The organism is Grimontia sp. AD028 (assembly GCF_000973155.1).
Taxonomy (GTDB): Bacteria; Pseudomonadota; Gammaproteobacteria; order Enterobacterales; family Vibrionaceae; genus Enterovibrio; species Enterovibrio indicus.
Genome location: NZ_LASY01000110.1, coordinates 1 through 19,374, shown reverse-complemented (window position 1 = coordinate 19,374; position 19,374 = coordinate 1). Strand labels below are relative to the sequence as shown.

Sequence of the window (19,374 nt, the reverse complement as noted above, 5' to 3'; positions counted from 1 at the left end):
AGAAGCCGATAACGCAGCAGAAAGTCCCCACAAACGCTGCCCGAAGGGTTCTGCCCTAAGCGTTTTATGCTTTGTTGAGGTGTATTTGCTTAGAATAACTAGGCGGCACACACCTCGCCGCGCCTAAAACGTTTAGGGCTAGAACAAAATTTAACCACCAAAGGTCAACAGACCCTAGGCAAGTGATCGCACAGGTTTGATATCCACCGTTTCGTGCAACTCAGAAAACACCACCACGGCTTCTTTGTTTTTGAGCAGATTGTAGACCTGTTCCACCTTTTCCTCGAAGCTTGCTTCCTGCTCGCCGTAATCTGTCCCTTCACGCAGCACAAAGTGCTCAATCAGGTTTCTAAGGGTCTCTTCGGGGATCTCTTGCCAGGGAACAATCATGGTGGCTTTACCTACTACAAAAAACGGTGCCGGAAGTTGGCGTTAAACACGATATCCGTGCTGTTATCGTGATTGAACATATTCTCTATAGCCACCAATTCTATCGCACTGTTATTAAAAAGGTAGCGGTAACCCAGCGCAAACTCGTGCACCAAGGCATTAAGCTCACCCAGCCCTGCCCCGGCTGCTTTGCCTTGCGATATCAGGTATTCGCCTATCAGCTCATGATGCGTGAACCATTGATACTGGTAGCTGATACCCGCGTTAATACCCCAGGGTTTTACCTCAACAAAATGCTGGGGTTTATCCGGTCGGTGGACGAGCGACACCATGGCGGTCAGCCGGTGTTTCTCTCTTTGGTAGCCATAGTTGAGCTGAGCAGACTGCTCGAAGGAAGTGTTGGCAAACACGCCATGGCTGACCCGGTTAAAGAACAGGGTGACACCCGCACTCACCGCATGGTGCATGTCTTCATAGAGTGTTTGCTCGCCATACAGATTGATGGCACTGAGTAAAGGGTCGCCAGTGAAGTCTTCGACTGGCGCGTCCATGGTGCTGGGGACATAGATGTAGAACCTGTCTTCATCGACTTCGGTGCGACCGTTTTGGTCGATGCCAAAAATGCTATGGAACTTTTCCGTTAGGCCATCCAATCGGTTGTTTGCCGCATAGCGGTATTGCAGCCAAACCCCAATCCGTTTTTCCTCATCCAGCGCATGAACGAAGCCGCCCATAAACTGGTTGTGATAGTAGTCGAAGTTGTATTCCTGTGAAGGTGCCCAAACGCTGCCAATAGCGACGGAAGCGAAGGCATCTGTTTGTCCCGCTTTTAATTGAAACGGGTCTTGGAGTATCGGTGTGAGCCCTGTGGTTTGCAGCGGTGCCTGACTTTGGGCAATCAGCGGCCCAAAGCGCAAAGGGGCTGTGTTTTCTGCCTGCGCAGCGAAGGGGAGCCACCATAGCAGCATAAAAGCAGTGCGAGATATTGCCATCGTCCACCTCTCTCGCCCTGCTTTCTTGGTGTTATTGCGCCTTTATTCGGCGTCGATATGCAGGGCTAACCAGCGTGGCACCTCTTTTTCCAGCCAGAAGTCTGGTGCATTCAAGGTACCGGAGACAAATCCGACGTGACCGCCATATTCGGTCAGGTGATAGTCAATGTTGTCCGGGAGCGGCGCTTTGGGGATCACCGCTTCCGTCATAAAAGGATCATCTTTAGCATGGATCACTTTGAGCGGAGCCGCAATTTCCTGCAACACACCTAAGCCGCTGCATTGGCGATAATAATCCTCAGCATCGTTGAATCCGTGCAGTGGTGCTGTGACGGTTTGGTCGAATTGATAGAGGTTCGATATCGCCACTTTCTCCCCGCTTTTCCAGTGCCCGATTTGCGGGTGACGGGCAAGTTTGTTACCGAGGGTGCGGTTCATTGAGCGGAGCAGATACGCTTGATAGACGCGGGAAAAACCCTGACGAATGCGGCTGGAACATGCTGCCAGATCCAAAGGTGGGCTGATGACGCATCCAGCTTTGATGATGGGATCGTCTTTAAACTCTGCCAGATAGCGCACCAGCATGTTGCCACCGAGGGAGACGCCGGTAGCGACTTTGGTATTGGCAGGGAATCGTTTGTTTAGATACTCGAGGAAAAAGCGGGCATCTCCCGTTTCACCTGAGTGATAGCTGCGTGGCATTTTGTTCAGCGAGCCGCTACAGCCGCGAAAGTGCATTAAAACGCCGACCCAACCTTGTTGCTTAAAGGCATTGAGCAAACCGTTGGCATAAGGGCTGTAAAAACACCCGGCAAGACCGTGAAACAACACCACGATAGGCTTGTCACCGACAGTTGTCGGGTCTTGTGTCCAGCTGATATCCAGAAAATCCCCATCCGGCGTTTCAAGGCGTTGCCAGACCGGTTCAAAGACCGCTTTCCTGCGCAAAAAGCGCGGAAGCAAGGTTTGGACATGTGGGTTCTTGCCGCCTTTCATCGGCACGAAAGGCTTGCATGCTGTTTGTTCCATTTCTATCTCTTACAACGCAAATTCAGTCAGTGGTGGATTCGCCAACAGCTTGGCGAGCTTCTCGCAGCCCTGTTCAAGTAACTCGCGACTAGGCGGTGCGCTCACAGCAATCCGCACCGTCGGTGGCGCGGAATATCCTGCGGGAACAAAAAGCTCAGACGATTTCAGCTCTAGGCCCTCTGCTTTGCTCGCCGAAAGAAACTCACTGAGAGACCAACCTTCGGGCAATGTTAGCCAGCCGTGAAATGCATTGGGATGGTAACGCATCGACTCAGTACCAAGATAGCGGGTGACGATTTCCCACCGCGTTTCCATTTCAGTACGAATGGTGTCAAGGATCTGGTTTGCTGAGCCATTCTCTAAAAGGATCGCCGCCATGGCAGTTAAAAGCGGGCTGATCATCCAGCTGTGGTTTTGCAGTGCATTAACGAAGTGGGGATAGAAGCGTTCCGGCAGATGCAGGAAGCCCAGACGAAGACCGGGCGCCAGTGTCTTCGCCAGCCCACCGATATATATCACATTGTCAGGTGCCAGATTGACCATCGGTGAAGGCCGTTCACGGGGAAGCAGGCCATTGATGTCATCTTCCACGATCATCAGTTGCTGTTGTTCACACACCTCGATGAGTGCCTGTCGGCGTGCTTCACTCATGGTCGCTGTCGTCGGGTTTTGCAGAGTTGGCGTGAGGTACACCAATCTCGCCTGATATTGCTGGCAGGCTGCGCTTAAGGATTCTGGCAACATGCCTTCATCATCCATCTCTACGGGCTTCACCGTGAGTTGCAGCTGTCTGGCAAGACTGAGTAAACCGGGGTAAGTGAACTTGTCGGTAAGGATAGTATCCCCGGCTCGGCAGAGGGTCATCAGGCAAAGCTGCATGGCATTTTGCGCGCCGGAGCAGAACAGCAAGCGCGACGGATCGGCGTTCACCTTATGCCCATTCAACCAGTCGGCCAGAATTTCACGGTGACGCACAATGCCGGAAGGAGGCTGATACAGCATCAGACTGTTGAGTTCCTGCGGGTGGGCAGCAAGTTGCTCCAATGCTTCTGCGAAGAGATCGGCACGGTTAATCGTTGGCGGCACGTTGTAGCCAAAGCTCAGCACATCTTGTCGATCAGGATCGGAAAAAGACCACAGTGGGCGGTTGTTCTCGCAAATGTAAGTGCCTGCACCGACTTTGGCTTCGACAATGCCTCGTCGCTCCGCTTCTGCATACGCGCGGGTGACTGTTCCTACGGTGACTGACAACGCATCCGCCAGTGCGCGGTGGGTCGGCAGTTTGGTTCCCGGTGCCAGTTCTTTGGTCGCCACTTTCTCCGCAATGGTATCGGCAATCTGCCGATACATGGGAGCCCCGGATTTGTCTAATTCAATATTGATGATTGTCATGGTGACAATAAACCTTTTGATCGTGTTTTTGATCCCTGTTAGCGTGAATGTTGAACAATGAGTAGGTCAATTTCAATCATTAACTTGAATTGTATCGATACAATGTGAGCAAGGAGACAATTCATGATGGAACTATCTTTTCTGGCAACACTGGCGCTTTTTGCGGCGACCATGACGGGGACGCCGGGACCGAACAATATGATGCTGACAGCATCGGGAGCTAACTTTGGATTCAGACGCACTGTGCCTCATCTTGTTGGTATTTCCCTTGGTGTTGCGTCTTTAATTGGCGTGGTTGCAGCAGGATTGGGAGCGGTGTTTCAACTCTATCCTTGGGTACAGGAAGGGATGAAGCTGCTGGCCAGCGCGTACCTGCTTTATCTGGCATGGCGCATTGCCAAGTCGGGGGCACCTTCTGAAGATGCTTCCAGCGATCGCCGGCCGATGACCCTGATGGAAGGAGCATTATTTCAGTACGTCAATCCCAAGGCGTGGGCAATGGCGGTGAGTGCGGTGGGTACCTTTACCTTAGCGGGCGGAGACTATTGGATATCTTCCATGGTGATTGTCATTACTTTTCTCATAGTAGGCTTGTCTCTGACATCTATTTGGGCGGGCTTTGGCGTCTGGGTGGGGAAAGTGCTGTCTTCAGAAAAAAGCTGGAAAGTGTTTAACCGCGTGATGGGAACCCTGACCGCATCCTGCTTAATCTTTATTTGGCTGTAAGCAGGGAGTCTCGTATGTCTGTACTTAATTTTTCTTATGCCACCATCAAAGATGCCGAGAAATTCGGCGAGTATGTGTTAGCGGCCAAAGTGCTGCTCGACCAAGCTGGTGTGGAAGTGGTGGTTCGAGGAAATTGCGTGGGGGCTTTCCGGGGTGACAAAGCGGAAGAGCATGTCACCGCCGTTTTTCGCTATCGGGATGTTGAAGCTGTCGAACGTTTTTACGCTTCTCCGGCGTATCTTGAATTGGTGCCACTTCGTGATGAAGCCTGTGAGATGACGATAGTCCTTTACGACGAGCAGGTATGAAGTCCTTTCATCAACGCGGGATAAAGGTAATGTGCATCCCCATCTAACTGCGAGCAGTACATTTCCAGAGAGGAAGAGGCGTTTTCTTCCCAAACTTGCTGGTTTATACAGGTGAGCAATTCCTGCTGCTGGAACTTCTCTAATGTCAGCTCATAGTTAAGCATTTTCTGGTAAGCCCCGCGTGAGAGCTGCGGTTTGAGATCGCGCCGCATCAAGCGATAGCGCGTGAGCAGGGTTTCTGACTGAACCAATGATTGGCGAAGTTGAGCGAGTGATGAGGCCGAAAGGGAAAACCCGGCGTCTTCCAGCCAGGCTAATAGCAGCGCGAGATTCACATTGCCTTTGAACTGATCCTGAAGTTTAAGGCAGGCGTGTTTGACCTCTTGCTGTCCGTAATGATGCAGACAAAATTGCCACAGCCCATCGGCTGTGGCTTGCTGTTTTAGCGGCCTTGGAACTCCGCTTCCATTTTCTCCAGTTGTTCCTGAAGATCCATCCATTCCAGTTCGACCTCTTCGAGCGATGATTTCGCGTCTGCCTGCTGGCGCAGCAATTCGGTAAGTTTCTCTTTGTTGGACGCTTCATAAATAGAAGGTTCCGCCAGTTGAGATTCTACTTCAGCAATTGTTGCAGAATACTTTTCGAGTTTTGTATCCAGCGTGTCAATTTTCTTGCGGGTAGGCGCAGTCTGCTTGCGAAATTCTGCTTCCAGACGTTTTTGTTCTTTACGTGCTGCTTGAGTATTTGCACCTGCGGGTTTGGCGTTTTCTGCCTGCTCCTGACGACGCTCAGAGCGCTGCAATTCATTCAGCCACTGATGGTAATCATTCAGGTCGCCATTGAACGGCTCAACCTTACGGTCATGCACCAGATACAGATCGTCAGTGGTTGCACGGAGCAGGTATCTGTCGTGGCTCACGATAACCATGGCGCCTTCAAACGATTGCAGTGCCATGGTCAGTGCAGCGCGCATGTCCAGATCAAGGTGGTTGGTAGGCTCATCGAGCAGCAACAGGTTCGGTTTTTGCCAGACAATTAATGCCAGCACCAGACGTGCTTTTTCACCGCCAGAGAAAGGCGCAATCACATCCAGCGCTTTATCACCATGGAAGCCAAAGCTGCCGAGGTAATCGCGAAGCTGTTGCTCTGTCGCTTCCGGTGCCAGACGCATCATGTGCTGGATGGCCGTTTCATCATCACGTAGCGTTTCCAACTGGTGCTGGGCAAAGTAACCAATCTTCACACCCTGCGAATAACGCAGCTCACCAGCCTGTGCGGGTACTGTGCCGGAAAGCAGTTTGATGAGCGTTGATTTACCTGCGCCGTTACGGCCAAGCAGACCAATTCGGCTGCCCGGCACCAGATTCAGGAAGATTTTTTCCAGAATCATGGTGTCGCCATATCCTGCGCACACCTCTTCCATCATCAGGATAGGATTAGGCAGGGCAGACGGCTCGCGGAATTCGAAACTGAACGGGTTATCAAATTGTGCTGGCAGCATTTTTTCCATGCGCTCGAGCGCTTTAATCCGGCTCTGCGCCTGACGGGCTTTACTGGCCTTGTAGCGGAAGCGGTCAATGTACGACTGCATGTGCGCCATTTGCTTTTGCTGCTTCTGGTACATCGCCTGTTGCAGGATAAGCTTTTCTGCGCGCATGGTTTCGAAGGCAGAGTAATTTCCCGTATATTCGTTCAGCAGGTCATTTTCGATATGGATGATGCGGTTAACCACTGGGTCAAGGAAATCGCGGTCATGGGAAATGAGTACCAGTGTACCGCGGTAGTTTTGCAGCCACTTCTCCAGCCACATCACGGCGTCCAAATCCAAGTGGTTGGTCGGTTCGTCGAGCAGCAGTAAGTCTGAGCGACATAGCAGTGCTTGTGCGAGGTTCAGGCGCATACGCCAACCACCGGAGAACTGGGTGAGGTTCCAGCTCATCTGATCCTGACGAAAGCCAAGACCATCCAGCAGCTCTGCCGCGCGGGCGCGAATGCTGTAGCCGCCGACCGCATCAATTTTGTCATGAAGGGTGGCGACCTTGTGGCCGTCATCTGCTTCTTCAGCAGCACGAAGGGCCTGCTCCAGCGCGCGGTATTCACGGTCCCCGTCAATCACATATTCAATCGCTTCGCGTTCCAGCGCTGGGGTTTCCTGCGCCACCCACGCCATTTGCCAGCCGTTTGGGAAGTTACAACTACCCGCATCAAGGGACAGTTCGCCTTTCAGCAACGCAAATAGGGTCGATTTACCGCAGCCGTTTTTACCGACCAGACCGACTTTGTCGCCCGGGTGGATAGTGGCAGACGCATTGTTAAGCAGCGGTTTGCCACCACGAAGTAGCTGAATATCAGAAATAGTGATCATGACTCTTGGCGGCTCCGGCCGCAGGAATGTGGGGTCGAAAAACTGGCGCTGTTATATCACACGACGGCGATTTACTTAAGAGAGGCGCAAAAATGGACCACGGCAGAGCGGTGAAATGCGGGACGATTTACCGTATGGTTGAAGGATGACGCCAAAGCCGCAGAGTTGGCAGTTTTGTGTCATGATAAAAAGATTATAAAAAATATTATGTTACCTCTTCGCTCTACCACACATTGGGCGTTGGAAAGCTTAAAAGGATTTTGCTGCCAAATGGGAACCCCGACAACGTCGTTATTTAAATCGAAAGTGCTGGTGGTCTTTGCTCACCCAGACCCGCACGAGTCTGTCGCCAACAAACGGATGATTGAGGCTGCCCGTCAATTTGACCATGTCAAAGTACACGACCTCTATGCAGCCTATCCTGACTTTATTATTGATGTTCACCATGAACGTGAGCTTCTTCTAGAACACGATGTGATTGTGTTCCAACACCCACTTCAAATGTATTCCTGTCCTTCGCTTCTAAAAGAGTGGATTGATGTGGTGCTTGGTAAAGGCTTTGCCCACGGTGGCGGTAATGCATTGGCTGGCAAGATTTGCCGCTTTGTCATTACCACCGGCGGTGCTGCGGAAGCCTTCAGCCAAACCGGTTACAACAAATACAGTATGGAGGAACTGTTACAGCCGTTTGAGCTGACTGCACTCCTTTGCCAGATGCGTTGGGTCGATCCGCTTGTGCTTCACTGGGCTCGCCGAGTGAGCGATGAAGACAGGGAAGCTCATGCCGAACTCTACGCCGATTGGCTCTGTCATCCTGTGTCGGAGGTGGTGTAATGGGACATAACTACCTTCTGGACGCTCTGATTTTCCTTGCCGCTGCGGTGGTGGCAGTTCCCCTTGCCCAGCGCCTCGGAATTGGCTCTGTGCTGGGATATCTGATCGGCGGTGTGGTGATTGGCCCTTGGGGGCTTGGCCTGATTACAGACGTAGAAGCGATTCTGCACTTTGCCGAGCTTGGCGTGGTGCTGCTGCTGTTCCTGATTGGTCTGGAATTGAATCCAAAGAAGCTGTTGCAGATGCGACGGCCAATCCTTGGCTTTGGTGGCTCTCAGGTCTTTATCAGTACCGTGGTGATTGCTCTTATTGCCTATTACTGGGGTGTCGGTCGCGTTGATGCCTTGGTTGTCGGGATGGGGCTGGCGCTGTCATCCACGGCCATCGCCATGAGGATTATCGAAGAACAACGCTTGATGCGAAGCGAAGCCGGGCAATCAGGCTTTGCGGTGCTCTTGTTTCAAGATATCGCAGTGATCCCTATGCTTGCGGTGCTTCCTGCGATGGCAGGGGGTGCAGGTGGCAGCTGGCTGGATGTGGGCATCATGCTGGGAGCGATCTTGGTGCTCTTGGTCGGTGGTCATTACCTGTTGCGTCCTTTGCTACGTTGGGTGGTGCTCAGCCGCGTCAAAGAGATGTTCACCGTGACTGCTTTGATGCTGGTGATTGGCATCGCTATTGGTATGCAGTCACTTGGACTCTCTATGGCGCTAGGCACCTTCTTGGCAGGTGTGCTGTTGGCAGAGAGTGAATACCGCCACGAGCTGGAAATCGCCATCGAGCCCTTTAAAGGTTTGTTGCTGGGCCTCTTTTTCATCGCTGTGGGCATGGCGGTTGACCTTGGTTTGCTGCTCCAATATCCGCTGGAAATTTTATCTGCGGTCGCTGGCTTGATTGGCGTAAAAGCCGCCATCATATATGGGTTAGCCCGCGTCTTTGGTGGTAGCGAGAAATCCCGCAGTCACGTTGCTTTGCTGCTTAGCCAGGGTGGGGAATTTGCGTTTGTATTGTTTACTGCAGCGCGAAGTGAAAACCTGCTGACGCCAGAGCTTAATGCTTTTCTGCTGGTGGTAGTGAGTTTGTCTATGATGACAACCCCGATACTGCTGATGCTGCAATCCAAATGGTTTGCCCGCACCATAAATGCGGATGCCGAAATGCCCGCGGCGGAGCAATTTAATCATGAAGGCGCCCGCGTCATCATCACCGGCTTTGGTCGTTTTGGTCAGGTGGTGGGTAGATTGCTGTTCGCCAACAAGATCAAACTGACCATACTGGAGCGCGATCCTTCGCAAATCGCCTTGCTGCGTAAGTTTGGCTACAAGGTGTATTATGGGGATGCAACCCAGCTTGATTTATTGAGGGCCGCAGGGGCGGCAACGGCAGAGGCCATCATCGTTTGCGCGGATTCGCCGGAAGAAGTGATGGAAATCGTCGAACTTTGTCAGCAACATTTCCCGAATCTGAAAGTGCTCGCCCGGGCCCGAAGCCGTGTTGAGGCAAACCAATTACTCGATCATGACGTGGTGGGTTTTTCCAGGGAAACTTTTTTAAGTGCGCTTGATTTAGGGAAACAGACATTGATCGCACTGGGCATGCACCCGTATAAAGCCAAACGCGCAGAGGCATTTTTCAGAAAACTGGATGAAATGCGATTACACGAAATGCAGCCCCACCACAGTGAAGATTCCATGGCTGCATCCCGGACCAAAGAAGCGCGAGTGGAGCTTGAAGAACTGTTCGACCTCGAAATGAAAGGGGATACCGAACGGCACCAGAGCTGGAACCGAGATAGCTAACAATAAGAACGAAGGCAAGGAAGTACATGGCCAAGAAACGATTTATCGCTGGCGCAACCTGTCCCTCATGTAGTGCAACGGACACAATGCGCTGGTGGCAAGAACACCACGTGGAAGTGGTGGAGTGCGTGCAGTGCGGTCATACCGACAGGCGCTCACCGATGTCTGCGGAAGAGAAACAGCCCGTTGCGCAGCAGCAGGATGCTCAGGTGATAGGGATATTTAAACCGCAATAACGAATCCCATAGTCGAAGTCAGTTTATTTCTGTATTATCGGCGCCGAAATGAGCAGGTGTCGCTGTGTCGACACCCTTGAACCGCTTCCGGAGTTAAGATGAAAATCACTAAAGACGTGGTAGTAAGCATTGCTTACCAAGTGAAAAACGAAGACGGCATCGTGGTTGATGAATCAACCAAAGAAATGCCACTGCAGTACCTGCAAGGTCACAACAACCTGATCGTAGGTCTGGAAAATGCATTGGAAGGCCGCGAAGCTGGCGAATCTTTCGAAGTGACTGTTGCGCCGGAAGAAGCGTACGGCGAATACCTGGATGCAATGGTTCAGCGCGTACCTGCTGACGTGTTCCAGGGCGTTGACGAAATCGTTGTTGGTATGCGCTTCCTGGCGGACACTGACCAAGGTCCAATCCCAGTTGAAGTGACTGATGTTGACGGCGATGAAGTCGTGGTTGACGGTAACCACATGCTGGCTGGCCAAACCCTGACGTTCAACGTGGAAGTGGTAGAACTGCGTGCGGCGACGGAAGAAGAAATTGCACACGGTCACATCCATCAGTCTGGCGGCTGCTGCGGTGGTCACGACCATGACGACGAAGGCGGTTGCTGTGGCGGCGAAGATAAAGGCGACGACCACGAATGTTGTGGCGGTGGTGGCTGCGGCTCTCACTAAGCCTTAGGCTGCAGCTGTTCCTAGCTGAAAAGCCTTAAAAGAAAGCGCTAATCGATCAGTCGGTTGGCGCTTTTTTATTGTGCAATTTCATATTAATCTCATCGGATATCCACTCTCACTTCGAAAGGAATCATCATGACCCGCCCCTTTTCTATCGCCATACACGGTGGTGCTGGCACCATTGAACGCCGTCTGATGACACCCGAGCTGGAAGCTGCTTATCGTAAAGCACTGGCGCAGTCAGTATTGGCTGGACATGCTTTGTTGGAGCGAGGTGGATCGGCGGTTGATGCGACAGTCGCCGCTGTGACTGTGATGGAAGACAGCGAGCTTTTCAATGCAGGCAAAGGGTCGGTGCTTACCCATGAAGAAACCGTTGAGATGGACGCTTCGGTCATGGATGGCAGAAACCTTGAAGCCGGTGCTGTAACCCTGATTCGTCATATCAAAAACCCGGTACAACTTGCCCGTGATGTGATGCAAAAAAGCCCCCATGTGATGTTGGCAGGCGAGGGCGCCGAGTCCTTTGCATTTAGAGAATGCGGTTATGAGTATGTCGAACAGGATTACTTTTTCACGGATCGTCGCTACAACGAGCTGAAAACGATGAAAAAAAACGGCGGCGTTGCACTATCGGAAGCGCGCTATCCGGATGAAAAGAAACACGGCACAGTCGGAGCGGTAGCGCTCGACCAAGAAGGCAATCTGGCTGCTGCAACCAGCACGGGCGGACTCACCAACAAGCGCTGGGGCAGAGTTGGTGACACACCGATCATTGGCGGAGGGAATTATGCCCGCAACGGCAATGTGGCGGTTTCTGCAACCGGTATGGGCGAGCTTCTGATGCGCTGCACGGTTGCAGGCGATATTGCGGGACGCATGCAATATGGTGAGGCATCCATAGAACAAGCCTGCCGCGATGTGATTCATGGTGATTTCCTGAGCCTTGGCGGAGAAGGCGGAGTCATTGCCATTGATGCTGGCGGACAGGTGAATTTCGAATTGAATTGTCCGGGCATGTACCGCGCGACGGTGAACGAGAAAGGAGAAGCGTTGGTGGCTATTTTTGCGGATGAAAACCTATCGACTGTCAAATAAGCGTTAATTGAAAAACAAAAGGCTAGCAGATACTGGCCTTTTGTTTTCTGAGGTGTTTAATAATGCGGTGGCGGTGTTTCTTCCGACATGCTGGCAATGTTTGCCGGCTCCATCGCTTTCAGCTTGGTCACCAAAAACGATATTTGCGTAGCCATCCTGTCGATGGTTTTTTGCTGCTCGGTGATTGCATCATTCAGCTCTTCAATCGTGTGTTCCTGAAAAGCCTGTTTGATCTCCAGATCGTCAATTTGTTTCTGCAGACGCAGTTCTGTCTCGGTCATTTTGGTATCTCAAATTACTCTGCTATCCACGCCTGAGCGATACCGGCGGAAGTGCCGGAAATCACGCGACCAGTTGGATCGATGGCGACATCATACACGACTGCACTGGGTGGACGCGTATTTTGTTGCTCCTCCGCCAGCCAGCGGCCGAGATTGTCCCCGCTTTCTACATCCCAAAACTCTACCCGTCGTCCCGGTGTGCCGGTCACCAGTTTGGTGCCATCATCTGAAAAACGGGCAGTAGAGAAATTTGGGTGGCGGTGGAACATGTTGAGCTCTGTTTTCGGCTCGCCCGTCGATAAATCCCAGATAATGGCGGTGTCGTCACCATCTGCAGAGAAAGCGAATTTACCGGTGCGGTGCAACTCTACGCGGGTAATACGATGTTCATGAGGAAACTCATTGAGGATTTGTCCGGTTTCCGTGCTCCAGAAAAAGGCATTGTGGTCATTACCGCCTGACATGGCGAATTTTCCATTGGGCGCGAGCGACACACTGTTCACTTTATCTTGGTGGGCAAGGAACTCTAAGCGTCTTCCTGTGCCTAAGTCCACGAATAGGGCTTTGCCATTCGAAAGGGCAAGCAGGACTTTTTCGCCATTATTGCTGATATCAACGTCGCGGATAATGCCGTCGGAAATCGACCACAGACCTTCGGCTTGTCCCCATGCCAAATCCCATACCGCAAAGTTTTGCGATGTGGCGGTAATGGCGTAGCGGTTGTTGTCGGAGATCTGACTGGCGAGCACGGTATTTTTATCCGGGTCTTGATCGCCGAATTCGGCCAGCTTTTTATTTTGTACCAAATCCCACAAATCAATGCCGTGGGACGTGGAAGCGATGAGCGCGAAGCGGCCGTCTCGGCTAAGGCTGAAACTGGTCACGCCATCCGGATCCAGCGTCCAGCGCTGGGCTTCATGGGTAGAGTGAAAGCAGCCGGAAAGTGCTAACAGTGTCAGAAATAAGCAAATTGTGCGGACGAATTGTCGCATTGCCCTTGTGTTCCTTATCTTGGACCCCTATAACGTCGAGTATATTGATCGTTTCGGGCTTTCGCATCGTTATCGCGTAAGCGAATAAAAGAAATGTGGGTTTTATACCAACGGAGTCACTAATGAAATCAGTTTTTAAAATGTCGCTGCTGGCTGCCACTGTTGCACTAGCTGTGGGTTGTCAGGAAGAAGCGAAAGACGAAACCGCAAAAGTTGAAGCGCCTGTTGCTGCTGAAGCTGTAACGTTCGCCACTGAAGATGACAAAGCGGCATACGCGATTGGTGCGTCCCTGGCGCAGTACCTGAAAGCCAATCTGGACCAGCAAGAAGAATTGGGCTTGGCTTTGAGCAACGACTTGGTTCTGCAAGGTGTGCAGGACGCATTTGCTGACAAATCCAAGCTGACCGAAGAAGAAGCGCAGCTGGCGTTGCAAGCGCTGGATCAGCGTGTTGCCCAACTGGCTCAGGAAAAAGCTCAGGAAAAAGCAGCAGAAGCAGTGAAAGTTGGTGAAGACTTCCGAGCACAGTTTGCGAAGACTGACGGTGTGAATACCACAGATTCTGGCCTCATGTACCTGGTAGAAACAATGGGTGAGGGTGATAAACCAGCGGCAGAAGACACAGTTGTCGTTCACTACAAAGGCACCCTGACTGACGGTACCCAGTTCGATAGTTCTTACGACCGCAACCAGCCAGCGACTTTCCCGCTAAACCGCGTGATTCCGGGCTGGACTGAAGGCGTTCAGTTAATGCCTGTAGGTTCTAAGTTCAAGTTCGTTATCCCGCCTGAGCTGGCATACGGCTCTCAGGATACGCCAGCGATTCCTGCCAACTCGACGCTAGTGTTCGAAGTTGAGCTGTTGGAAATCAAAGGCAAAGGTGACGAAGCGAAAGGTTAATCCCTCGATTGCACGTTTGCTTACAAAGAGAACCCCGGCTTTTGTCGGGGTTTTTTTATTTTCTTGATCTAAGTCTGTTAGACTTATCGCTAGATTTTAAAGTTTGCAGCTTTCGTTTATCTTTGCCTGCGGTAAACGAAATCCATCACAAAGGAAGATAAACCTGTGGTATCGACAGACAGCTTTGGTGCGGACGTGATCGTCGAAAGTGACTTTATCGAGAGTAATCCTTTCACTGACACCGATCGCGTTATCCTGAAATCTTATGAAGCCGTGGTAGATGGTCTTGCAGCCCTGATTGGTCAGCACTGTGAAATCGTGCTGCACTCGCTGGAAGATTTGAACACCTCTGCTATCAAAATTGCCAACGGCGAGAACACTGGCCGTCAGGTGGGTTCGCCTATCACTGATTTGGCACTGCGTATGTTGCGTGATATTGAAGGATCTGAGCGAAACTTCTCACGTGCTTACTTCACGCGTGCCAAAGGCAACACTCTGATGAAATCTATCACAGTGGCCATCCGCAATGCGGACAACCGCGTGATTGGCCTTCTGTGTATCAACATCAACCTGGATGCGCCTTTCTCTCAAGTACTGCAAGCTTTCATGCCGACAGAAGAAGCTCGTCAGGCTGTGTCTTCCGTGAACTTTGCCAGCGATGTGGACGAGCTGGTAGACCAAACGGTCGAGCGCACCATCGAAGAGATCAACGCAGACAAATCTGTGTCGAACAATACCAAGAACCGCCAGATTGTGATGGAGCTGTTCGATAAAGGTATTTTCGATATCAAAGATGCCATCAACCGTGTGGCAGATCGCCTTAATATTTCCAAACACACGGTTTATCTCTACATCCGTCAGCGAAAAGGTGAGGACGGCGAAAAATGAGCCTGAGTTATGTGCTGGTGGTGAATGGCCCAGTATACGGGCGCCAGTCATCGCTCACCGCGTACCGCTTTGCCAAAGTACTGATAGAAAAAGGACACACGTTAACGCGTGTGTTTTTCTATCAAGATGGTGTGTCCAACGCTTCCTCACTGACAGTGCCAGCCAATGACGAATTTGATTTGGTTTCTGCTTGGCAATCACTGTCAAAAGAAAGTGGCGTCGAGCTGGAAACCTGTGTTGCCGCTGCACTGCGTCGTGGTCAGGTGAGCGAAGAAGAGGCGAAACAGCATGCGCTCACATCATCCAACATGGCGGATAGCTTCTCTCAGGCAGGTCTTGGTGCGCTTTCAGAAGCCCTGCTGACTGCTGATCGCGTGATTCAGTTTTAGGGGCTGGTATGAAAAAGATAGGTTTTGTTTTCTCTTCTGCGCCTCATGGCAGCGCGTCTGGCCGGGAAGGGCTCGATGCGGTGTTGGCAACTTCCAATTACAGTGAAGATCTTGTCCTGTTTTTCGTCGGTGATGGTGTGATGCAATTGCTGGCGGGCCAAAAGCCGGATGAAGTGCTGAGTCGCGACTATATTTCTACCTTCAAAATGCTGTCACTGTGCGATGTAGAGGAGATCTACGTGTGTGCTGACTCTTTAGCTGAGCGCGGTTTGAGTGACCATCCCCTTGTTATTACGGTAGAAAAAAGATCACCAACGGACATTGCTGCCTCACTGGGCCAATGTGCCAAAGTGCTCCAGTTTTAAGGATCGTCAATGCTTCATACCGTTAATGCTTCCCCTTATGCCTCATCTGCTCTGGCGAATTGTCTGCGATATTCCGAGAAACACAGTGAGATCCTTTTGCTGGAAGATGCTGTTGTCGCCGGGATCCTTGGAGGACAGTGGCAAGAAAAACTGGTTTCGTCAGGGCGCAGGATTTATGTGCTTCAAGAAGACGCTATGGCCCGCGGCATCGAGCATCAAATCGCCTCACAATTTGAACTTATTGATATGGAAGGGTTTGTAGAGCTGACAACCCGGCATGTCACGCAAATGAAATGGTGATTTAGCCGTCTATCTACTAGCGTAATAGTCTGGGATTGTTGCGGTTATAAAACGATCAAAGCAAAGATCGTTGTATAAATCTTGACACCCCATTTGACGACGCCTAAAATTTCGCGTCCCTACTTTTGTGGGGCATAGATTTTTCACACTTATACGTAAGTAATATCAGGAGCTATTTAATGGCAACTATTAACCAGCTGGTACGCAAGCCACGCATCAAGCAAGTTGCAAAAAGCAACGTGCCTGCGCTGGAAGCGTGTCCGCAAAAACGTGGTGTATGTACTCGTGTTTACACCACTACTCCTAAAAAACCTAACTCGGCACTGCGTAAAGTATGTCGTGTTCGCCTGACCAACGGTTTTGAAGTTACTTCATACATCGGTGGTGAAGGTCACAACCTGCAAGAGCACTCAGTTGTTCTGATCCGCGGTGGTCGTGTTAAAGACCTTCCAGGTGTGCGTTACCACACCGTTCGTGGTGCACTTGACTGTGCAGGCGTTAACGACCGTAAACAAGGTCGTTCTAAGTACGGTGTGAAGCGTCCTAAGTCTTAATGGAATCCGTTAAGTAAGGCCAAACACTAATTAATTTGTAATTTTGAAAAAACTGAAAAGTTTTGGATAAAACCTGAAGAAGACAACGGAGAATTTCCATGCCACGTCGTCGCGTAATTGGTCAGCGTAAAATCCTGCCGGATCCTAAGTTCGGATCAGAGCTGCTGGCAAAATTTGTAAACATCGTAATGGTTGACGGTAAAAAGTCGACTGCTGAAAAAATCGTTTATGGTGCACTGGACATCATGGCAGAGCGTTCTGGTAAAGATCACCTGTCTGTGTTCGAAGCCGCTCTTGAAAACGTACGCCCTGCGGTAGAGGTTAAATCTCGCCGTGTTGGTGGTTCAACTTACCAAGTACCAGTAGAAGTACGTCCTGTACGTCGTAACGCTCTGGCGATGCGTTGGTTGGTTGAAGCTGCGCGTAAGCGTGGTGAAAAATCTATGGCTCAGCGTCTGGCTAACGAAATGCTGGATGCATCTGAGAACAAAGGTACTGCTGTTAAGAAACGTGAAGACGTTCACCGTATGGCAGAAGCGAACAAAGCATTCGCTCATTACCGCTGGTAATACCTTTTTGGGCGCGACTTCGGTCGCGCCTAAACCACACTCTAAGGATACCCTTAGTAAGAGGATACTACTGTGGCTCGTAAGACCCCTATTGAGCGCTACCGTAACATCGGTATTTGTGCGCACGTAGACGCAGGTAAAACTACAACAACAGAGCGTATCCTGTTTTACACCGGTCTTTCTCATAAAATTGGTGAAGTGCACGATGGTGCAGCAACCATGGACTGGATGGAGCAGGAGCAAGAGCGTGGTATCACCATCACCTCCGCTGCGACTACAACTTTCTGGCGCGGTATGGATGCGCAATTCCCTGAGCATCGCATCAACATCATTGATACCCCAGGACACGTTGACTTTACCATCGAGGTAGAGCGTTCCCTGCGCGTATTGGATGGTGCAGTAGTTGTATTCTGTGGTTCTTCCGGTGTTGAACCTCAGTCAGAGACCGTTTGGCGTCAGGCTGACAAATATGAAGTTCCTCGTATGGTTTTCGTCAATAAGATGGACCGTGCAGGCGCAGATTTTCTGCGTGTGGTTGAGCAAATTAAAGTTCGACTGGGCGCAACTCCAGTGCCAATTCATCTGAATATCGGCGCTGAAGAAGACTTCCGCGGTGTTATCGACCTTATCAAAATGAAGGCGATTAACTGGAGCGAAGCTGACCAGGGTATGAGCTTCACATACGAAGACATCCCGGCAGACATGCAAGAGCTGGCTGATGAGTGGCACCAGAATCTGGTCGAAGCCGCTGCTGAAGCAAACGAAGAGCTGATGGATAAGTACCTCGAAGAGGGTGAACTGACCGAAGCTGAAATCAAGCAAGCTCTGCGTGAACGTACACTGAATAATGAAATCGTACTGGCGACTTGTGGTTCTGCATTTAAGAACAAAGGCGTTCAGGCGGTTCTTGATGCTGTTATTGAGTTCCTTCCTTCCCCTGTTGATGTGAAAGCGATCAAAGGTGAAGACGAAGATGGCAACGAGATCGAGCGTCACTCTGACGACAACGAACCGTTTGCAGCTCTGGCATTTAAAATTGCTACAGACCCATTCGTGGGTACTTTGACCTTCCTGCGTGTTTACTCAGGTGTGGTTAATACTGGCGACACTGTTTACAACTCAGTGAAGCAAAAGCGTGAGCGTTTCGGCCGTATCGTTCAGATGCACTCAAACAAGCGTGAAGAAATCAAAGAAATTCGCGCGGGTGACATTGCAGCAGCCATCGGTCTGAAAGACGTCACTACAGGTGACACCCTATGTGCACAAGAATCAAAAGTGGTTCTTGAGCGTATGGAGTTCCCTGAACCAGTTATTCAGATCGCTGTAGAGCCACGCTCTAAAGCAGACCAGGAAAAAATGGGTATCGCGCTGGGTAAACTGGCGGCAGAAGATCCATCATTCCGCGTTGAAACCGATGACGAGTCAGGCCAGACCCTGATCTCAGGTATGGGTGAGCTTCACCTGGACATCATCGTAGACCGCATGCGTCGTGAGTTCAGCGTAGAATGTAATGTAGGTAAGCCACAGGTGGCATACCGCGAAACCATCCGTGGTTCGGCTGAAGTCGAAGGTAAATTCGTCAAGCAGTCTGGTGGTCGTGGTCAGTACGGTCATGTTTGGCTGAAACTGGAACCATCTGAGAAAGGCGAAGGTTTTGTCTTCGTCGACGAAATCGTTGGTGGTGTGGTACCGAAAGAATATATCGGCGCTGTTGCTAAAGGTGTTGAAGAGCAGATGAGTAGCGGTGTACTTGCTGGCTACCCAGTGCTTGATATCAAAGCAACGCTTTTCGATGGTTCGTACCATGATGTTGACTCCAACGAAATGGCGTTTAAGATCGCTGCATCTATGGCATTCAAGAAAGGTGCACTTGAAGCGCAACCTGTCATTCTTGAGCCAATGATGAAAGTGGAAGTTACCACTCCAGAAGACTGGATGGGTGACGTAGTGGGCGACCTGAACCGTCGTCGTGGTCTGATTGGTGGTATGGATGAAGGTCCAGCTGGCTTGAAGATCATTCGCGCGCAGGTGCCACTGGCTGAGATGTTTGGTTACGCAACTGACTTGCGTTCAGCGACTCAGGGCCGCGCATCTTACTCTATGGAATTCAGTGACTATGCTGATATTCCTAAGAACATCGCTGATTCAATCATCGCAGAGCGTTCTTGATTGATAGGTGGTTTTAATGCTGGCATTATTGGCCCGCATTAATAAAAACTTCTGATCGCACTCACGACGGTGGGTGCGGCTCACAACTAGGAAGGAACACGATCGTGTCTAAAGAAAAATTTGAA

23 protein-coding genes are annotated in these 19,374 nt (G+C 51.0%); 15 read left to right on the top strand and 8 right to left on the bottom strand.

Annotation, left to right across the window (positions count from 1 at the left end; genetic code table 11):
• Positions 1-174 precede the first annotated feature (174 nt).
• From RN22_RS20280 to RN22_RS20265, 4 genes are read right to left on the bottom strand one after another with little or no spacing between them, the layout of a single operon-like run.
• Positions 175-390 carry a YheU family protein gene (locus RN22_RS20280; protein ID WP_002535189.1) on the bottom strand — a complete coding sequence of 72 codons (216 nt, stop codon included), beginning with the start codon at positions 388-390 and terminating at the stop codon, positions 175-177.
• Between the two features lie 14 nt (positions 391-404).
• Positions 405-1,382, bottom strand: coding sequence for a DUF3187 family protein (locus tag RN22_RS20275; protein ID WP_046307192.1), 978 nt, complete (start codon positions 1,380-1,382; stop codon positions 405-407).
• Positions 1,383-1,424: 42 nt separating this feature from the next.
• The gene (locus RN22_RS20270) at positions 1,425-2,411 is read right to left on the bottom strand and encodes a hydrolase (protein WP_046307191.1); all 987 of its coding nucleotides are present in this window, start codon (positions 2,409-2,411) and stop codon (positions 1,425-1,427) included.
• A 9-nt stretch (positions 2,412-2,420) separates the two neighbouring features.
• Complete coding sequence (locus RN22_RS20265; protein WP_046307190.1) at positions 2,421-3,803, bottom strand: PLP-dependent aminotransferase family protein; 1,383 nt, start codon at positions 3,801-3,803, stop codon at positions 2,421-2,423.
• A 123-nt stretch (positions 3,804-3,926) separates the two neighbouring features.
• Between RN22_RS20265 and RN22_RS20260 the strand changes: the two genes are divergently transcribed.
• Both RN22_RS20260 and RN22_RS20255 read left to right on the top strand, forming a co-directional pair.
• A complete protein-coding gene (locus tag RN22_RS20260) occupies positions 3,927-4,529 on the top strand; it encodes a LysE family translocator (protein ID WP_046307187.1) in 603 nt (200 codons plus the stop codon).
• Positions 4,530-4,543: 14 nt separating this feature from the next.
• Complete coding sequence (locus RN22_RS20255) at positions 4,544-4,837, top strand: DUF1330 domain-containing protein (RefSeq protein ID WP_046307184.1); 294 nt, start codon at positions 4,544-4,546, stop codon at positions 4,835-4,837.
• Here RN22_RS20255 and RN22_RS20250 read toward each other — a convergent pair.
• Positions 4,819-5,337 (bottom strand): TIGR02444 family protein, encoded by a 519-nt coding sequence (locus RN22_RS20250; RefSeq protein ID WP_046307183.1) that lies wholly within the window; start codon positions 5,335-5,337, stop codon positions 4,819-4,821. The genes RN22_RS20255 and RN22_RS20250 overlap by 19 nt on opposite strands.
• Positions 5,280-7,202: an ABC transporter ATP-binding protein gene (locus tag RN22_RS20245; RefSeq protein WP_046307182.1), complete on the bottom strand. Its 1,923-nt coding sequence runs from the start codon at positions 7,200-7,202 to the stop codon at positions 5,280-5,282. Before RN22_RS20245 ends, RN22_RS20250 begins: the two co-directional genes overlap by 58 nt.
• A gap of 270 nt (positions 7,203-7,472) precedes the next feature.
• Here RN22_RS20245 and kefG point away from each other — a divergent pair, with 270 nt between their 5' ends.
• The 5 genes from kefG (at position 7,473) to RN22_RS20220 (ending at position 11,843) form a co-directional block, all read left to right on the top strand.
• A complete protein-coding gene (kefG, locus tag RN22_RS20240) occupies positions 7,473-8,036 on the top strand; it encodes a glutathione-regulated potassium-efflux system ancillary protein KefG (RefSeq protein ID WP_002535180.1) in 564 nt (187 codons plus the stop codon).
• Positions 8,036-9,835 (top strand): glutathione-regulated potassium-efflux system protein KefB, encoded by a 1,800-nt coding sequence (kefB, locus tag RN22_RS20235; RefSeq protein ID WP_002535179.1) that lies wholly within the window; start codon positions 8,036-8,038, stop codon positions 9,833-9,835. The genes kefG and kefB overlap by 1 nt, the downstream gene beginning before the upstream one ends.
• 26 nt (positions 9,836-9,861) lie before the next feature.
• On the top strand, positions 9,862-10,071 hold the full coding sequence (locus RN22_RS20230) for a YheV family putative zinc ribbon protein (protein WP_002535178.1): 210 nt from the start codon (positions 9,862-9,864) through the stop codon (positions 10,069-10,071).
• Positions 10,072-10,169: 98 nt separating this feature from the next.
• Entirely contained in the window at positions 10,170-10,745 is a 576-nt protein-coding gene (slyD, locus tag RN22_RS20225; protein WP_002535177.1) for a peptidylprolyl isomerase, read from the top strand.
• Between the two features lie 135 nt (positions 10,746-10,880).
• Entirely contained in the window at positions 10,881-11,843 is a 963-nt protein-coding gene (locus tag RN22_RS20220) for an isoaspartyl peptidase/L-asparaginase family protein (RefSeq protein ID WP_046307180.1), read from the top strand.
• 56 nt (positions 11,844-11,899) lie between these two features.
• Here RN22_RS20220 and RN22_RS20215 read toward each other — a convergent pair whose 3' ends face one another.
• Positions 11,900-12,124, bottom strand: a complete 225-nt coding sequence (locus tag RN22_RS20215; RefSeq protein ID WP_046307178.1) for a SlyX family protein — start codon at positions 12,122-12,124, stop codon at positions 11,900-11,902.
• A 14-nt stretch (positions 12,125-12,138) separates the two neighbouring features.
• The gene (locus tag RN22_RS20210) at positions 12,139-13,116 is read right to left on the bottom strand and encodes a WD40 repeat domain-containing protein (RefSeq protein ID WP_046307176.1); all 978 of its coding nucleotides are present in this window, start codon (positions 13,114-13,116) and stop codon (positions 12,139-12,141) included.
• 122 nt (positions 13,117-13,238) lie between these two features.
• On the opposite strand from RN22_RS20210, the gene fkpA reads away from it, so the two are divergent.
• From fkpA to fusA, 8 genes are all read left to right on the top strand, one after another.
• Positions 13,239-14,015, top strand: a complete 777-nt coding sequence (gene fkpA / locus RN22_RS20205; RefSeq protein WP_002535170.1) for an FKBP-type peptidyl-prolyl cis-trans isomerase — start codon at positions 13,239-13,241, stop codon at positions 14,013-14,015.
• Between the two features lie 165 nt (positions 14,016-14,180).
• Positions 14,181-14,903 (top strand): transcriptional regulator, encoded by a 723-nt coding sequence (locus RN22_RS20200; protein WP_002535169.1) that lies wholly within the window; start codon positions 14,181-14,183, stop codon positions 14,901-14,903.
• Positions 14,900-15,292 (top strand): sulfurtransferase complex subunit TusD, encoded by a 393-nt coding sequence (gene tusD / locus RN22_RS20195; protein WP_046307174.1) that lies wholly within the window; start codon positions 14,900-14,902, stop codon positions 15,290-15,292. Before RN22_RS20200 ends, tusD begins: the two co-directional genes overlap by 4 nt.
• Before the next feature lie 8 nt (positions 15,293-15,300).
• Entirely contained in the window at positions 15,301-15,657 is a 357-nt protein-coding gene (tusC, locus tag RN22_RS20190) for a sulfurtransferase complex subunit TusC (RefSeq protein WP_046307171.1), read from the top strand.
• A 9-nt stretch (positions 15,658-15,666) separates the two neighbouring features.
• On the top strand, positions 15,667-15,957 hold the full coding sequence (tusB, locus tag RN22_RS20185) for a sulfurtransferase complex subunit TusB (protein WP_046307169.1): 291 nt from the start codon (positions 15,667-15,669) through the stop codon (positions 15,955-15,957).
• Between the two features lie 179 nt (positions 15,958-16,136).
• Complete coding sequence (rpsL, locus tag RN22_RS20180) at positions 16,137-16,511, top strand: 30S ribosomal protein S12 (RefSeq protein WP_002535163.1); 375 nt, start codon at positions 16,137-16,139, stop codon at positions 16,509-16,511.
• A 98-nt stretch (positions 16,512-16,609) separates the two neighbouring features.
• A complete protein-coding gene (gene rpsG / locus RN22_RS20175; RefSeq protein WP_002535161.1) occupies positions 16,610-17,080 on the top strand; it encodes a 30S ribosomal protein S7 in 471 nt (156 codons plus the stop codon).
• A 72-nt stretch (positions 17,081-17,152) separates the two neighbouring features.
• Positions 17,153-19,249, top strand: coding sequence for an elongation factor G (gene fusA / locus RN22_RS20170; RefSeq protein ID WP_002535160.1), 2,097 nt, complete (start codon positions 17,153-17,155; stop codon positions 19,247-19,249).
• The last annotated feature ends 125 nt before the right edge of the window (positions 19,250-19,374 follow it).

What these genes read in the sequence shown, in the direction of transcription:
- RN22_RS20280 (WP_002535189.1), bottom strand. Translation starts at nt 390, where the DNA reads ATGATTGTTCCCTGGCAAGAGATCCCCGAAGAGACCCTTAGAAACCTG.
- RN22_RS20275 (WP_046307192.1), bottom strand. Translation starts at nt 1,382, where the DNA reads ATGGCAATATCTCGCACTGCTTTTATGCTGCTATGGTGGCTCCCCTTC.
- RN22_RS20270 (WP_046307191.1), bottom strand. Translation starts at nt 2,411, where the DNA reads ATGGAACAAACAGCATGCAAGCCTTTCGTGCCGATGAAAGGCGGCAAG.
- RN22_RS20265 (WP_046307190.1), bottom strand. Translation starts at nt 3,803, where the DNA reads ATGACAATCATCAATATTGAATTAGACAAATCCGGGGCTCCCATGTAT.
- RN22_RS20260 (WP_046307187.1), top strand. Translation starts at nt 3,927, where the DNA reads ATGATGGAACTATCTTTTCTGGCAACACTGGCGCTTTTTGCGGCGACC.
- RN22_RS20255 (WP_046307184.1), top strand. Translation starts at nt 4,544, where the DNA reads ATGTCTGTACTTAATTTTTCTTATGCCACCATCAAAGATGCCGAGAAA.
- RN22_RS20250 (WP_046307183.1), bottom strand. Translation starts at nt 5,337, where the DNA reads ATGGATGGATCTTCAGGAACAACTGGAGAAAATGGAAGCGGAGTTCCA.
- RN22_RS20245 (WP_046307182.1), bottom strand. Translation starts at nt 7,202, where the DNA reads ATGATCACTATTTCTGATATTCAGCTACTTCGTGGTGGCAAACCGCTG.
- kefG (WP_002535180.1), top strand. Translation starts at nt 7,473, where the DNA reads ATGGGAACCCCGACAACGTCGTTATTTAAATCGAAAGTGCTGGTGGTC.
- kefB (WP_002535179.1), top strand. Translation starts at nt 8,036, where the DNA reads ATGGGACATAACTACCTTCTGGACGCTCTGATTTTCCTTGCCGCTGCG.
- RN22_RS20230 (WP_002535178.1), top strand. Translation starts at nt 9,862, where the DNA reads ATGGCCAAGAAACGATTTATCGCTGGCGCAACCTGTCCCTCATGTAGT.
- slyD (WP_002535177.1), top strand. Translation starts at nt 10,170, where the DNA reads ATGAAAATCACTAAAGACGTGGTAGTAAGCATTGCTTACCAAGTGAAA.
- RN22_RS20220 (WP_046307180.1), top strand. Translation starts at nt 10,881, where the DNA reads ATGACCCGCCCCTTTTCTATCGCCATACACGGTGGTGCTGGCACCATT.
- RN22_RS20215 (WP_046307178.1), bottom strand. Translation starts at nt 12,124, where the DNA reads ATGACCGAGACAGAACTGCGTCTGCAGAAACAAATTGACGATCTGGAG.
- RN22_RS20210 (WP_046307176.1), bottom strand. Translation starts at nt 13,116, where the DNA reads ATGCGACAATTCGTCCGCACAATTTGCTTATTTCTGACACTGTTAGCA.
- fkpA (WP_002535170.1), top strand. Translation starts at nt 13,239, where the DNA reads ATGAAATCAGTTTTTAAAATGTCGCTGCTGGCTGCCACTGTTGCACTA.
- tusD (WP_046307174.1), top strand. Translation starts at nt 14,900, where the DNA reads ATGAGCCTGAGTTATGTGCTGGTGGTGAATGGCCCAGTATACGGGCGC.
- tusC (WP_046307171.1), top strand. Translation starts at nt 15,301, where the DNA reads ATGAAAAAGATAGGTTTTGTTTTCTCTTCTGCGCCTCATGGCAGCGCG.
- tusB (WP_046307169.1), top strand. Translation starts at nt 15,667, where the DNA reads ATGCTTCATACCGTTAATGCTTCCCCTTATGCCTCATCTGCTCTGGCG.
- rpsL (WP_002535163.1), top strand. Translation starts at nt 16,137, where the DNA reads ATGGCAACTATTAACCAGCTGGTACGCAAGCCACGCATCAAGCAAGTT.
- rpsG (WP_002535161.1), top strand. Translation starts at nt 16,610, where the DNA reads ATGCCACGTCGTCGCGTAATTGGTCAGCGTAAAATCCTGCCGGATCCT.